This window comes from Citrobacter sp. CK206 (assembly GCF_030333125.1).
In the GTDB taxonomy this organism is placed as follows: Bacteria; Pseudomonadota; Gammaproteobacteria; order Enterobacterales; family Enterobacteriaceae; genus Citrobacter_B; species Citrobacter_B koseri.
Map to the genome: position 1 here is coordinate 192,539 of NZ_JAOWGM010000030.1, position 13,799 is coordinate 206,337.

Consider the following 13,799-nt stretch of genomic DNA (forward strand, 5'->3'; position numbering starts at 1 on the left):
CTCATTAGCGAATTGAAAAGCCGTTGGTCAGTACGCAGCGACGGGAACGGGCAAATGTGCGTGCTGAGGTTGTCCCTTCGCCGGTCGGGGTGGCGATGGTAAAGGTGGTAAACCCTTCGCCGCCAACGCCGATACCGGCATAGGAAGGGCCGTTTTTCACAAAAATAGAGGTCTGTAAGGTGCGCGCCGCCAGATTCAGGCGAGAGACATTCTGCGAGTGCATAATGGCGGTATGGTGCAGACCTTCTTCAACGTTTAGCGCCAGTGCCAGCGCGCTGTCGAAATTATCGACCTTCACGACGGGTAGCATTGGCATCAACTGTTCGCTGGTTACCCACGGATCGTCGGCACTGACGATACCGATAAGCAAACGCGGCGGTTTTGCGGGAACGGCAATACCGGCGGCTTCCAGCATGGCGGTCGGGCTTTTCCCGACCAGTTTTTTATTCGCGTGACCTTCCGGGAGGCAGACGGCGCGTAATTTATCGATATCCGCAGCGTTTAACAGCAATGCGCCGAAAGCCTGCATTTGCTGAACCAGGAGCTCAGCGACGCTCTCTACGACAATCAGACTTTTTTCTGCGATACAGGGCAGGTTGTAATCGAACGCTGCGCCGTTGATGATATCTTCGGCCGCTTTGACGATATCGGCGGTCTCATCAACGATACAGGGCGGATTGCCCGCCCCGGCGCCAATGACCTTTTTACCGCTTTTCATTCCCATCGCAACAATGCCGGGGCCGCCAGTAATAGCCAGCACCGCAATATTGGGATGCGCCATCATTTGCTGGGTTGCCTCAAAAGTCGGTTCTGCGACAGTGACGACCAGATTGCGGATGCCGCAGCAGCGGAAAGCGATATCTTCGATCATGCCGATCAATTTGAGTGAGACGTTTTTCGCGCCAGGATGCGGGCTGAAATAAACGCTGTTGCCCGCAGCCAGCATACTGATGCTGTTGTTAATAATGGTTTCGGTAGGGTTGGTGCTGGGCGCGACGGAACCAATGACGCCGAACGGTGAATATTCAAACAGCACCATGCCGCCATCGCCGGTGAGGGCCGTGGTTGTCAAATCCTCAATGCCTGGCGTGTTATCCAGCGCGGCTTTGTTTTTAAGGAATTTATCTTCTTTGTTTCCCATCCCCGTTTCCGCTGCGCTCTCCGCCGCCAGCGTGGCAAGATGCGGCGTAAGCTCCTGGCGCAGGGCGCTGATAATGGCGCTGCGCGTTTTGAGCGGACACTGCTGATAACGTAAGAAAGCCTGATGCGCCGCGTCTATCGCTTCACCGACGGACTGAAAAATACCGTGTCCTTGCGTTTCGGCCTGCGCAGGCGCCAACTGTTCGCTTAAAATATTACGGATGAGGGTTTCCAGCTCAGAAGTATTCATTGATGTGTTCTCACGTTAATTGCCGCAATGGCGGCTTGTGCAATATCCATGTCCTGTTCAACGCTCCCGCCGCTGATGCCAAGACCCCCAATGAGCAGACCATCACGCCATAACGCGAATCCGCCGCCAAAAGTGACGACTTTCCCCTGCATATGGCTTTCCAGACCGTAGAGCGAAGCGCCCGGCTGAACGGCGCAAGCCAGTTCGTGGGTGGCTGTTTTCATAGCGACGGCGGTCCAGGCTTTTTTCGGCGCCAGTTCACTGCTCACCAGCAGAGCGTCCGGCATACGCCAGGTCACGGTTTCGGTGCCATTGGCATCCACAATGCTGACGACCACAGGAACCTGAAGCGCCTCCGCCCGCGCCACCGCTGAACGAGTTAACTGATGAAGCTCGTGAAAAGAGAGGGCCATAGAGGGCTCCTTGACGACAGAGGCCGGGTTTGAGGCCAGGTAGCGCTCAGTGACCTCCCGAATGATGTTGCTCTGATGAGCGTCATGATCTTCGGCGCGCGCCAGCGCATACAAGCAATCAGATAAGCGGTTGATGTAGCGCATCAGGACGTGCCTGACGCTGGCGGTTGCCGACAGCTCGACCAGACGTCTTTCAGCCCGGCGGGCAAGCGTGCGGGCAAAGTGCAGGCGATTTGCGGCTTCGCAACGGCCAGGTAAAATAAAACTGTGTAAAGGCGTAACGCGTCCCATCGCGGTATCAATAGCCGCTTCAAGCGCGGCAATATCTTCCGCGCTGATATAGCGCTGCTCCGGCGACGGCTGCTCGCTTTCGCTGGCGAGTTCGGCGCTAAACCAGAATATCTGCATCTGAATAGATTCGAGCAACGTGCGGTGTTGCGCGCAGGTTGTGGCGCAAACGCATAAACTTAGCGCTGCATTGAGTTCATCCAGCGTGCCGTAGGTTTCGACGCGTGGATGCGTTTTACTGACCCGTTGGCCGGTAAATAAGGCCGTAGTGCCGGTATCTCCTGTTCGGGTATAAATCGCCATCATCCGCTCCTTAATGAGAAAGCGTGTCTACGATGCCGACAATGGCCAGGTCGATGGCCTCGTTCGGGCTGGAAAAAACATGTCTGGCGCTGGAGCCGCTGCTGAGTAAAACCAGTTCACCCACGCCAGCGCCGACGGAATCGACGGCAACCTCATCTCCGGTAATGGGCGGGTCGGGAAGCTCTCCATCGGCACTTACCCGACGTACCAGCAAAAGTTTTTTCCCAACCAGAGAGGGCGATTTTTGCGTGGATACCACCGCGCCTGTGACTCGTGCCAGATGCATGGTTCACTCCTGCTTAATAAGTTGAATATTCCGCGCGCTGGCGGCTTCATGGGCCAGAGCGGTGACGACGCAGCGACGACGCAGCACCAGTAATTGCCCCGCGAGTAGGGCGACGTCGGCGTAACTCAAAAGAGTGGTCGGATGCAGGCAGATTGTTTGCCCTCGTTCATCGACCAGCCTGATGGGCAGACGCGCCAGCTTTTTCACCGGCAGCGACGGCAACAGGCGATGGTGCAGGGATATCTGTAGACGAATACCTGATGCCAGTGCGTCATGGATTTTCTTCGCTACAGGGTCGTCAGCATCCTGCTCTGCGATATACGTCAGCGAAGGCAGGTCCGCCTGCACAATATGCAGCGCCGCATACTGACAAAACAGCGCGCGGGAATCGGCCTCCCGCAGTTGCGAAATACTGAGCGTGGCCGTGCTTTCCGCCCGACGCTGCAAGCGGGAAATGACCTCCTCAATAATGCGCTGCAACATCTCGCCGTTCATCGCGGTGTAACCAGAGTGGCAAACGCGTCCGGGCTGTCGGCGCCTGCGGCATTGGCTTCGTCTGTGTCGATGTGCATTTCAAGACGCATATCCGCAGAGACACGAATCGCGACGTTGTCGAAAATTAGCCTGCGCGCATTGCCTTCAATAGCGACAGAAACTTTATCGCCATGCGCAACGCGAAATATCAACGCATCAAGCGGCGACATATGAATGTGGCGTTGGGCGACAATCACGCCGGATGCGAGATCCAGCTCGGCGAAGGGGCTGACAAGACGAATGCCTGGCGTTCCTTTAAGGTCTCCCGACATGCGCAGCGGCGCAGCGATGCCCAATGTTCTGGCATCGGTGCGGGAAATCTCAACCTGGCTGGTACGGCGAAGGGGGCCGAGCAGGCGCACATTCTTTAACTGACCTTTAGGGCCAATAAGCGTGACGGTCTGGTCGGCCGCATATTGCCCAGGCTGGAGCAGCGCTTTTTTCTCGCTGATTGGCTGACCAGGGAAAAGCCGGGCATAGTCTTCAGCGCTAAGATGGATATGACGGTTGGAAACACCCAGAGGAATAGGGCGCTCACGCATTTCATCCAGCACTTTGCTGACAGTTGTTTCCAGAAGCTGTTTATCCATTACGCTTTACCTCACTTACCTGAATGCAGGCAGAGTGACCGGGGCTCGCCTTTTTGCCGTTTACAGGCAGGGTCAAGACAGAGATTGCAACTGACCATTCCGGCTTCGGGTTCTGCTTCCGGTGCTGACTCTTCTACAACCACGACGTCAGGTTCAGATTCAGGTTCTGTTTCAGGTTCCGGGGCTGGCATGGGCGCGGGCGGAATAACCTTCGCGCGGGAAAGAATCCCCTCCCCAGGCCTGGCGATAACTTTATGGGCGATCAGCCCCTGCTGTTGATCGGCAAAACTGGCACCGGTGATGATGGCGGACTGCACGGAGGCCACATCACCGGTGATTTTGATCACCGTCCAGCCGGAACCATTAGTTCTCTCAAGCCCCACCAGCGTGATGGAAGCGGCTTTCGCCATGACATCCGCGCAACTGATGGCTAATGCCAGACCACTAACTTCAAGTAATCCCAGTGATTGCTTCACGCTGTGCTCCTTGGTTGCGGCCGTTTAGGCTGACTTGGGTAAAATGGCCTCAACGTCGCTGTGCGGACGTGGAATGACGTGGCAAGATTTCACCTCGCCCACGGCGCTTGCTGCGGCGCTTCCCGCATCGACTGCCGCTTTAACCGCGCCAACATCACCGCGAACCATAACGGTGACCAGGCCGGAGCCGATTTTTTCATAGCCCACCAGTTGCACGTTGGCGGACTTCACCATGGCGTCAGCGGCTTCGATAGCGCCGACTAACCCTTTTGTTTCAACCAGTCCCAGTGCGTTGTTCATACTGCGATTCTCCTGTTGCTTAGGTATTCAGATCCCGAAAGGGGATCCCTTTGACTAACCTTGCCGCGTTGTTACCAGCACTTCGCCGGGCATGGCTGTCCTGGTGATACATCAGCGTAAAAAGCGGCGCTGATGCGGGTAAATTCTTGTAATGCACAACCAGCTTTTCTTTGTCGCAGGCTATGCCGACGAGTAGCGGAGACCGACGCGCCGCCTGCCAGGCGCAATGGGTCACGTCACCGTCAGTCTGCGTCTGGATAACAAAGGGGATACCTTCTTCTTCAATACCGAGAAGCACCTCTTTCCAGACCGTGATACCGTCATTGATGGTCGAAATAACGATAGCCGGGGCACTGGCGTTACTGTCCATGCGCGAACTCCTTATGCCAGGAGAGAATCAGCCCGGTCGCGACCGCATTTCTCGGGCCTTCTGTGCCGCGAATGTTTCCGCGACCGGCCACCAGGCGATAGTGCGCCAGCGCATCGGTGACGAGTTGCGGGATCTCGAAATCCAGAGACGATCCGCCAACCAGCACGACAAAAGGAATGTCACGAATGTTGCCGGTCGGGCTGACCTGGCGCAGCGCGCGCAGGGCGTTAGTGACGAAAACCCGCTCTTTGGCGCTGCGGCGAATGGCGCGTACTTTTTCCAGCGCTAAATCGCCGGGTAATGGAACCAGTTCATCGGGCTTCACCACACATACGCGGGCAAATACGGCTGGCGGCAGCGGGGTGGGGAAAAACTGGACGCTGCCATCTTCGTGACGCAGATGAAAAAGGCTTTCCACCTTCGCGAGCGGATACTTTTTAATCTCTTCTGCCAGATAGCGGTCATCCAGACCCAGCTCACGGGCAATAATCATCGTGACCATATCGCCAGCCCCTGCGAGGTGGGTGGCAATGATCTCTCCTTTGGGATTGATGATGGAGGCATCTGTCGAACCTGCGCCCAAATCGAGAATCGCCAGCGGACGCGTGGTGCCGGGAGTCGTCAACGCGCCTAAAATCGCCGCTTCAGCCTCAGCACCGCCAACCTGAACGTCAACACTCAGCTTCTGTTTGATTTCGCGGGCGATCATCGCCATTTGCAGACGGTCGGATTTCACCATTGAGGCGATGCCCACGGCCTGCTCCAGAGAAAATTCGCCAGCCAGCCCGCCGGTAACGCTCACCGGAACGGAAGTATCGACAGCCAGCAAATCCTGAATGAAGATCTCGTTGCTGGGCTTATTGGTCAGTTCCGCCATGGTCTGGCGTACATGTTCCAGCATGCCGCCAATATTGGTGCCTGCTTCGCCGGTCACGTTGTCCAGCTTGCGGCATTCGCCCACCGCTTTCATGATGGCTTCAGCACCGGCGGCAACATCTACACGGAGCGTGCGTCCCTGAGAAAGCAGTTCCAGATTCCCGGCGGGAATGGCGCGCGCTTTGACATCCCCTGACGGCGTTTTCACGACGACGGCGGAGCGATTGCCAATCAGCGCGCGCGCCATAGGGACGATATTTTTAGTTTCTTCGGCATTAAGGCCGAAAACCGTGGCAATACCGTAAGGGTTAGAGAGCGTTTCAATCACTTTCCCTGGTACGGCAACCTCAATAGCGGCCAGCATGCCCAGCGGAATCCGGTCGATATAGAGCACTTCATCGATGATCGGTAAAGGCTGTTCCAGACGGTTGCTGACCAGGACGCCGTCATCTTGCTGCAAAATGACGCCGGTGAGTTGATATCCGGCACGTACGGAGGCGTTAATCATGGTGGCGACATCGGCGAAATCGAACGCCGATGACACGACCAGGATATAAGGCGTATCCGCCGGGCGGGTTAATAACTCTTGCGGCGTAATGGTCACTCCCACACCCAGACCGACCCCGCCTGGGGTTTTAGGGTTATGGCCGATCATTGTGGACTCGGTAATGATGGTTTCCGTGATGGTTTCCATCGCGACATCGCCAATGACCGGTGTGGCTTCGTTGATGCGGATAAGCGAAATATCGCTGACATTGATGCCTGCGTTTTTTGCCGCAAGCGTAAGCGCCTCCTGAATACCAAACACATTTCGTAATGTGCCTTTAATTCCGGTGGTTTCTGCCAGCGCGCTGCCGGTAATGGTCAGTGCGCCAGCCTCATCCAGCCGCGCCAGCGCGACTTCTGTTGATGAGTTGCCAATATCAATGCCAGCTATGTATCGCATCGTATTTCCCTAAAATTAATCGTCACCTTTGAGTTTTTTACGCTCGACGTATAACGTTGCCGCTTCACGCACGAAAGCTGCGCAAATCTTCGCCTGATAGCGATTTTCCAGATCGTCTGCGATAGCCATCAGCTCTTCTTTCGTCGAACGGTATGGACGCAGGGCGTTGTAAATTTCAAGGATTCGATCGTCCGGTACGGCGGTCAGTTCCGCTGCGCGCTCAAAGTTCATCGCCAGGCGGTCACGTCCGGCATCTCTGGCGATAGCCGCCTGAATGCGCAGCGTATCCGGCGTGATACGCATATCCTGTGCGGTCACTTTGTCGCTGAGGACGTTTTCCAGCGTGAATTCATCCAGCGTTTTATTGGTGGCGGTTTTTACCCATTCTGGATGTTTATTCGCCAGCGGATAATCCGTCACTTTTGCGGTATGCGTTGATGCGCTTGCTGCGGCTGGAGCAGGTGCGTTGCCCTGCAAGCTGTTCATGCGGCTCAACACGTCCCGAACCATCGATTCAATTGCGTCGGTATTCATGGAGGTATCCTTTGTTAAAGCGCCACGCGCAGTTCCTGCGGGTTTTTGCCCGTCACGACATACTTCGTCTCTTTAATGTGCAGAATGGCGGATTTCGCCTGGTACTTCGGGCGCGCCATTTGGTCATTTAAGGTCGGAACCGGTTGTGGTGACTCACGCTTCGCATAGCGCGCGGCGTTCTTGCCAATCTGACGATACGTTTCCAGCGTCAGCAGCGGCGCCTGAGGGAATAACTCCAGATTGGAGAGCGGCGGCAGCCCTTGCTGATGAATAACGGTAGTGCCTTTTGACTGAATACCGATTGAAATGCCGGAGCCGCTGAGGCGGTTGCCTTCAACGGCGACGAACGCCACGTCAGAGGATTTAAAGCAGCGGATCACGCGGGCTTTAATGCCTTCTTCTTCAATACCGGCGATCACTTCACGCAGGATATTTTTGTGCGGCAAGCCGACGATATTCACGGTCTGCGACAGGCCAAATGCCGGGCCCACGGCAATGATCACTTCATCCTGCTGCGTACCTTGTCTGGCCTCGCCAATTTCCGTCAGAAAACCGTCGTCTTGCGGTGCTGCGGCTTGCGGCGAAGTTGATGCTGTCGGTGCGCGAAAGGAGACGGGCTTATCGCTGGTTTGCATTTCAGAAAGCACGTCTTCGATTATCTGGCGCAGCAGCTTTTCATTAATTTCCATTTTTCACCCCTTAGCCAAGTTCGTTGGGATCGAGTGCGCCAGGGATGTTTTTAATCTCTTCCCAGCGTTCGCCTTGCAGGCGATAACCTGTTGCCGGACCGGCATAATCGTTGACGTCATTCACCGCAGAGAGCACCTGCCCGTCGCCGACGATAATGGCGGAGGTATGCAGATAGTCTCCGGTTAATTTGGCTTTCTGGATGTTGAGCATGTCTTGCGCGACGTCGGTGAAACCGCCTTTTGCAAGGGCTTTCACCACTTCCAGACCGTTACGGTTTTTGTTGATGATCTCTTGCGCGAACTTGATGTCTTCGACGATGTTACGTTCAGGCATATCTTTCGAGCCGTGAGCGTAGGTTGCGGCTTCAACCTCTTCATCGGTAATCGGCGGCAGCCCCATTCCGGCAAACACGGCTTGCAGCGCGCGCGCGGCTTTGTTACGGATGGCGATAACGTCTTCTTCGCGAACCGGACGCAGACCACCGTCCACTTTCAGGTCACGCTGGATAACGTTGTAGTCGTCGAAGTCCTCCGCATCTTCGTTTGAACCGGCAAACATGTTGTCGTAGTTCGGTACGGCGGAATAACCCGAGGAGATGAAGTCAGTACCCGGCAGGAACTGCATCAGCAGACGCGCGGTACGACGCATATCGGAGTGGGTGAAGGTCTGGTCGTTACTGGAGGCGCATTCCAGATCCAGCGCGGAGCAGATCAGGTTTTCCGCCAGTACGGCGCGAATGCCTGACGGTACGGCAGAAGGAACGCCGATGCAGCTGACAGAACCGTTCTGTAGACCCTGAACGCCTGCGGCTTTGGTGATATAGATACAGCGGGCTTCCAGATAGAGCATTGATTTGCCTTCAGCATAGCCCATCTGTACTTCGGAACCCGACCCCGAGGTAAAGCGCATTTTCAGGCCGCGAGAGGCATAGGAAGAGGCGAGGAAGCCTTTTGACCAGGGGGTATCGTCGCCATCGGTAAAGACCGGTTCAGTACCATAGACGGAAATGGTTTCGGCGTAGCAGGTGTGGCCCAGCATACCGAGCTTCAGTTCGGTGGCTTCTTCCAGTGAACACTGCGTTAATACGCCTGGGCGACCGACCTGGGAACCCACCAGCAGAGCGATAGCATTGAACGGGGCGTAGCGTGCGACCGCAACCGTTGTCTCTTGCTCATCAAACCCACGCCACGCGCCTTCTGCGGCATCGGCGGCAATCTGAACCGGGTTGTCTTTCACGTTGGTGACATGCGCCTGCTGAGAAGGCGTGCGGCGGGCGCGCATTTTTTGCATCGCCATCATCATCTCTACCACGTTCATGTGTGAGACGACTTCAACGATTTTTGCTGGCGTCATCGCCGTGGTGAGCGGAACGATGTCGCTGCGTTTGACGTTTGGATCGCACAGCATATTAGCGAGTTTGACCGAGTCCATCGCCATCACTTCTTCCGCGCGCGCCAGGTTAATACCGTAACGGGCGATAAAGTGGTCGATCAGGTCAAATTCGCTGGCGGCTTTGCCGTCCAGCTCGGTAACCGCGCCGTTAACGATTTTAATCGACGGTTTGGGGTCGTTCGGGCTTTCCATCGCAATGAAGCCTTCTTCGATCCACTCCTTAACGAAGCCATCCTGATTCACAGGGCGTTTCGCCAGTGCTTCAAATCTTTTCGATCTCATGAATCAGCCTCACGGATATCAGATGTAGGACGGACGATCGTTTTTCGGCGTCGCGCCGAGGGTGGACAGAACGGTTTTGCCGATTTCACGGGCTGAAATAACCGCCTGACGCACCGCGCCGGAATCCCCGGAAATCACCAGAATGGCTTCGTTACTGAAGCTGGTGCCGTGTGCCGGAGAGCTGTAAGCCACGACCTCAACATTGGCGGATTTCAGCGCGGTATCCGCCATCAGTACGCCAACGGAGGCGGGGGCGCCGACAATCACGCCGCAGGCGCGGCCAATTGGCGCGCCAAAGGCTTTTTCAAGCGCATAGCTGGCGCGGGCGGTGTATTGCAGCTCGATATGTCCGGCTTCATTGGCGTATACGTCGCCGAACGTCCGGTCGAGTTCTTTCAGCGCAACTTCAATGCCGCGCTTCACGTCCGAAACATCGTTGCCGCCTAAAATAATCAGCGAACCGTGGCCTGCGCCGCCTTTGGTATCGCGGGGAAGCTCAATGCTGACCACTTCGGTATTGGTCGCTTTTACTGCTTCATCGGCGGCCATAATGTGCGGGCCTGCGCCAGTTCGCGCGCCAAGGATTCCGATGGAGCGGTAGCGCTTTTCCAGCTTCATCGCTTCCAGTAAGGCACTGTCCACATTTGCGATCACCAGACCGACGGTGTCGCCAATCGCGGTGCCGACAAATTCCGTTAAACTGCAACTTTTCTCTGCCATAGCCGTCTCTCGTATTGGGTGGGTTTCTTCAGGAATGGCCGTTTGTTCTGGCGTTGCCACACGGGCAATCACCTGCGCCATGATCTGTTCCACCAGTTCATTGCTGCTCATTGGCTAATTCCCTTCGGTAAGATTTTTTCTACATCGGTATGAGGGCGTGGAATAACGTGTACGGCTTTCACTTCTCCCACGTTGCGTGCGGCAGCGGCGCCCGCATCGGTTGCCGCTTTTACTGCGCCAACGTCACCGCGAACGATGACCGTTACCAGCCCGGAGCCAATTTTTTCGTAGCCGACTAACATCACATTGGCTGACTTCACCATTGCGTCTGCGGCCTCTATGGCTGCGGTTAAGCCTTTGGTTTCTACCATTCCTAATGCTTCTTGTTGCATAAAGACCTCGCCTGGGTTGTCCCGATGTTGATGACTATAAAAAGAAGCGAGGAAAAAGAATGGCTGACTTTAAAAAGAGAATGAAAAAATAATGGGTGGTCAATAGCACTAAATTGCTGTGATTTTTTATAACCCGTTGAATCTAAAGGTTTGATGTGTTGTTTTTGATATGATTATTTCGTTTTCGCTATTCCATTTTTACATTTTACAGGGTGACAAAATAAATAACTTTTGCTACGCGAAAAATGGAATTGTGATATTTGTTTGAAAACGAATATCTGGTGATCGCAATTTTTTATTATCCCTAATCTGGCATTTTATTCGTTAGAGTACGCTCCATTATTGCCCTGGAGAATAAACAGAGAGCAATATTTTGCTATAGCAACACGATTTTTCGGGGCAGGTTAACGGCAGATTGCCAACAATTTACAGGTGCCGCTTTTTATAGTGATGCTCGTTGTACTCTACTGCCAGTACGGCGTTGTGCTGGTAAAGACACGAACTCTGCTTAGAAGGTGTCACAATGAACGATTCACTAAAAGCACAATGTATTGCCGAGTTTTTGGGCACCGGGCTGTTTTTGTTCTTTGGTATCGGTTGCCTGAGTGCATTAAAGGTTGCGGGTGCGAGTCTGGGGCTATGGGAGATCTGCATCATTTGGGGGCTTGGGATCTCGCTTGCCGTTTATCTCACGGCCGGGATATCGGGCGCGCACCTGAACCCGGCGATTACCATTGCGCTGTGGTTGTTTGCCTGTTTCCCTGGGCGAAAGGTCTTGCCTTATTCCATCGCTCAGGTTGCCGGAGCGTTCGGCGGCGCGCTGTTGGCCTATCTGCTCTACGGTAGCTTATTTACCGAGTTTGAAGCGGCGAACCATATGGTGCGCGGCAGCGTGGAGAGTCTGCAACTTGCCAGTATTTTCAGTACCTACCCGGCAGCCGCGCTGAGCGTATGGCAGGCGGCGCTGGTCGAAGTGGTCATTACCTCGATTCTGATGGGGATGATCATGGCGCTGACCGATGATGGCAATGGGGTTCCTAAAGGGCCGCTGGCGCCTTTGCTTATCGGTATTTTGGTTGCCGTTATCGGGGCGTCTACCGGGCCGCTTACGGGGTTTGCGATGAATCCGGCGCGTGATTTTGGTCCAAAATTATTCGCGTGGTTTGCCGGTTGGGGAGACATTGCCATGACCGGGGGGCGCGATATTCCTTATTTTATTGTGCCGATTATTGCGCCGATTGTCGGAGCTTGCGCCGGAGCTGCGGTTTATCGCTACCTGATTGGTAAAAATTTACCGTGCAATGCCTGTAAGCTGGAGGAAAATGGACGTTAACACGACGGGACGTATGTATTTTTGAAACACGTAAAATCATTTCGTGATCTGGTTTCACGAACTGGTCAAAACGTCTCCCACGGATGGGAGACTTTTGTTATTGTCCCTTATACTTTTTTATCACTAATACAGTATGGTGATGATGAAAGGTAAATGTGAAATAAATGTTCCATTTGCAACAATAAATTAACTGAGGGGTTTTATCATGATTTCTGCGAGTGCCCTGAACTCAGAACTCATTAATAAAATCGCACAGGATTTTGCACAAGCCACCAGTCTGGCGGTCGTGGTTGTCAATATTCACGGTGATGAAATTTCTGAGTTATTCAATTTCACGCCTTTTTGTCAGCTAATGCGTCAACATCCTCAACACAGTATTCGTTGCCGTATGAGCGATCGCTGCGGGGGGCTGGAAGCGTCAAAATCAGATCAGCCCTGTATTTATCGTTGCCATGCCGGGCTAACCGATTTCTCCATTCCTTTGGTGATTGCCGGTCATCTGGTGGGGTTTGTGTTATGCGGTCAGGTACGTTTAAGCGATGATGTCGGACTGGTTGATATTCTTAATGTCGATGATCGCTGGCAGGCCGATCCTGAACTGTTGAATGAGTTCCGAAACGTCCCCGAAATGGACTACGCGCGGGTGATAGCCTCTGCGGATCTGCTGAAGCTGATTGTGGAAAATTGCCTTAAAAAACAACTTAATTTTGTTGTTATTAAAGACAATCCGCCGCAAGCGGAACCTGCTCGTTCGCAACGTGGGCCCAATCCCCACGACAGCAAAATGAAGAAAGCGTTACGCTACATTGATGCGCATTTATCGGACGATCTTCGCCTTGAGGATGTCGCTTCTCACGTCTACCTCAGCCCGTACTACTTTAGTAAGTTATTCAAGAAATATCAGGGAATCGGTTTTAATGCCTGGGTAAACCAACAGCGCATGGCCAGCGCCAGAGAGCTGCTTTGTCACAGTGACTGGAGTATCGCCAGCATTGCACGTAATTTAGGCTTTTCTCAAACCAGTTATTTTTGCAAAGTGTTCCGTCAGACCTACCAGATCACGCCACAGGCTTTCCGTCAGCAAATAAATGATAATTCGTCCGCCGAGTCCGCATAAATAGCAATATTTTGCTATTGCCGATTTTTGATATCGTATTGTATGTCAGTCATTATAAAATGAAAAAAACTATAGCAGAGCAATAAATTGTCATAGCGCAACAAAATAATGTTATCTGAAGGATAAACTGAGCCAGTTTTTATTTTTGTGATGAGATACAGTGTCATTATGAATAGGTTTCATTATTCTTTTGCGCAGTGTTTCATTCAAAACAGGCGTCATTACACCATTGCGTTGGCATAATGGCGCGTAACAGGTAATTAAAATTTAATTGTCGTTATGAGCGAGAAAGTGATGCTCATAACATCAGCCGACAGGTTTGGCACATTTGTGTCAGGGAAGGGGGTGAGAATCCCCCGTAGCCCCCGCTGCTGTGATGCTGACGACCCCGTAAGACCACTGATCGCAAGATTGGGAAGGACGGGCGAGGAGGACGCTAAGCCAGAAGACCTGCCTGTCGGTATTTACCAACAACTTCGGTGGGAAGTGGGTTGCTCAGTAGCGTACAGTCGAAAGACTGGGGTAATACGCAGCTAAACAATACCTCTACCACCCTGAACAGGATCA

The 13,799-nt window shown here is 53.7% G+C and carries 16 protein-coding genes and 1 riboswitch; of the genes, 2 read left to right on the forward strand and 14 right to left on the reverse strand.

Translation table 11 applies throughout. The annotated features are described in order from the left end of the window. Positions 1–4: 4 nt before the first annotated feature. The 14 genes from pduP to pduA are packed head-to-tail and all read right to left on the reverse strand — an operon-like array spanning position 5 to position 10,782. Complete coding sequence (gene pduP, locus OGX81_RS18105; protein WP_049009199.1) at positions 5–1,390, reverse strand: CoA-acylating propionaldehyde dehydrogenase PduP; 1,386 nt, start codon at positions 1,388–1,390, stop codon at positions 5–7. After that, positions 1,387–2,394: a two-domain cob(I)yrinic acid a,c-diamide adenosyltransferase PduO gene (pduO, locus tag OGX81_RS18110; protein WP_286487626.1), complete on the reverse strand. Its 1,008-nt coding sequence runs from the start codon at positions 2,392–2,394 to the stop codon at positions 1,387–1,389. The genes pduP and pduO overlap by 4 nt, the downstream gene beginning before the upstream one ends. A 10-nt stretch (positions 2,395–2,404) precedes the next feature. Beyond that, on the reverse strand, positions 2,405–2,680 hold the full coding sequence (locus OGX81_RS18115) for a EutN/CcmL family microcompartment protein (protein ID WP_047462697.1): 276 nt from the start codon (positions 2,678–2,680) through the stop codon (positions 2,405–2,407). A gap of 3 nt (positions 2,681–2,683) precedes the next feature. Beyond that, positions 2,684–3,175: a microcompartment protein PduM gene (gene pduM, locus OGX81_RS18120; RefSeq protein WP_049009195.1), complete on the reverse strand. Its 492-nt coding sequence runs from the start codon at positions 3,173–3,175 to the stop codon at positions 2,684–2,686. Beyond that, positions 3,172–3,804 carry a phosphate propanoyltransferase gene (locus tag OGX81_RS18125; RefSeq protein ID WP_012131764.1) on the reverse strand — a complete coding sequence of 211 codons (633 nt, stop codon included), beginning with the start codon at positions 3,802–3,804 and terminating at the stop codon, positions 3,172–3,174. Before OGX81_RS18125 ends, pduM begins: the two co-directional genes overlap by 4 nt. A gap of 11 nt (positions 3,805–3,815) precedes the next feature. Continuing rightward, entirely contained in the window at positions 3,816–4,280 is a 465-nt protein-coding gene (locus OGX81_RS18130) for a BMC domain-containing protein (RefSeq protein WP_104868487.1), read from the reverse strand. Positions 4,281–4,304: 24 nt separating this feature from the next. After that, on the reverse strand, positions 4,305–4,580 hold the full coding sequence (gene pduJ / locus OGX81_RS18135) for a propanediol utilization microcompartment protein PduJ (protein WP_004853788.1): 276 nt from the start codon (positions 4,578–4,580) through the stop codon (positions 4,305–4,307). 19 nt (positions 4,581–4,599) lie between these two features. Continuing rightward, on the reverse strand, positions 4,600–4,950 hold the full coding sequence (locus tag OGX81_RS18140; protein WP_012131766.1) for a glycerol dehydratase reactivase beta/small subunit family protein: 351 nt from the start codon (positions 4,948–4,950) through the stop codon (positions 4,600–4,602). Further along, the gene (locus tag OGX81_RS18145; RefSeq protein ID WP_104868488.1) at positions 4,940–6,772 is read right to left on the reverse strand and encodes a diol dehydratase reactivase subunit alpha; all 1,833 of its coding nucleotides are present in this window, start codon (positions 6,770–6,772) and stop codon (positions 4,940–4,942) included. Before OGX81_RS18145 ends, OGX81_RS18140 begins: the two co-directional genes overlap by 11 nt. Before the next feature lie 15 nt (positions 6,773–6,787). Next, positions 6,788–7,306 carry a propanediol dehydratase small subunit PduE gene (gene pduE, locus OGX81_RS18150; RefSeq protein ID WP_012131768.1) on the reverse strand — a complete coding sequence of 173 codons (519 nt, stop codon included), beginning with the start codon at positions 7,304–7,306 and terminating at the stop codon, positions 6,788–6,790. A 14-nt stretch (positions 7,307–7,320) separates the two neighbouring features. Next, positions 7,321–7,995, reverse strand: coding sequence for a propanediol dehydratase medium subunit PduD (pduD, locus tag OGX81_RS18155; RefSeq protein ID WP_012131769.1), 675 nt, complete (start codon positions 7,993–7,995; stop codon positions 7,321–7,323). Positions 7,996–8,005: 10 nt separating this feature from the next. Continuing rightward, positions 8,006–9,670, reverse strand: coding sequence for a propanediol dehydratase large subunit PduC (gene pduC / locus OGX81_RS18160; RefSeq protein ID WP_047462720.1), 1,665 nt, complete (start codon positions 9,668–9,670; stop codon positions 8,006–8,008). Positions 9,671–9,688: 18 nt separating this feature from the next. Beyond that, a complete protein-coding gene (gene pduB, locus OGX81_RS18165) occupies positions 9,689–10,501 on the reverse strand; it encodes a propanediol utilization microcompartment protein PduB (protein WP_012131771.1) in 813 nt (270 codons plus the stop codon). Then, positions 10,498–10,782, reverse strand: coding sequence for a propanediol utilization microcompartment protein PduA (gene pduA / locus OGX81_RS18170; RefSeq protein ID WP_001183618.1), 285 nt, complete (start codon positions 10,780–10,782; stop codon positions 10,498–10,500). The genes pduB and pduA overlap by 4 nt, the downstream gene beginning before the upstream one ends. A gap of 523 nt (positions 10,783–11,305) precedes the next feature. Here pduA and pduF point away from each other — a divergent pair. Both pduF and pocR read left to right on the forward strand, forming a co-directional pair. Next, positions 11,306–12,115 (forward strand): propanediol diffusion facilitator PduF, encoded by an 810-nt coding sequence (gene pduF / locus OGX81_RS18175; protein WP_047462725.1) that lies wholly within the window; start codon positions 11,306–11,308, stop codon positions 12,113–12,115. Between the two features lie 205 nt (positions 12,116–12,320). After that, the gene (gene pocR, locus OGX81_RS18180) at positions 12,321–13,232 is read left to right on the forward strand and encodes a transcriptional regulator PocR (RefSeq protein ID WP_012131773.1); all 912 of its coding nucleotides are present in this window, start codon (positions 12,321–12,323) and stop codon (positions 13,230–13,232) included. 298 nt (positions 13,233–13,530) lie between these two features. Further along, positions 13,531–13,704, forward strand: a riboswitch (cobalamin riboswitch). The last annotated feature ends 95 nt before the right edge of the window (positions 13,705–13,799 follow it).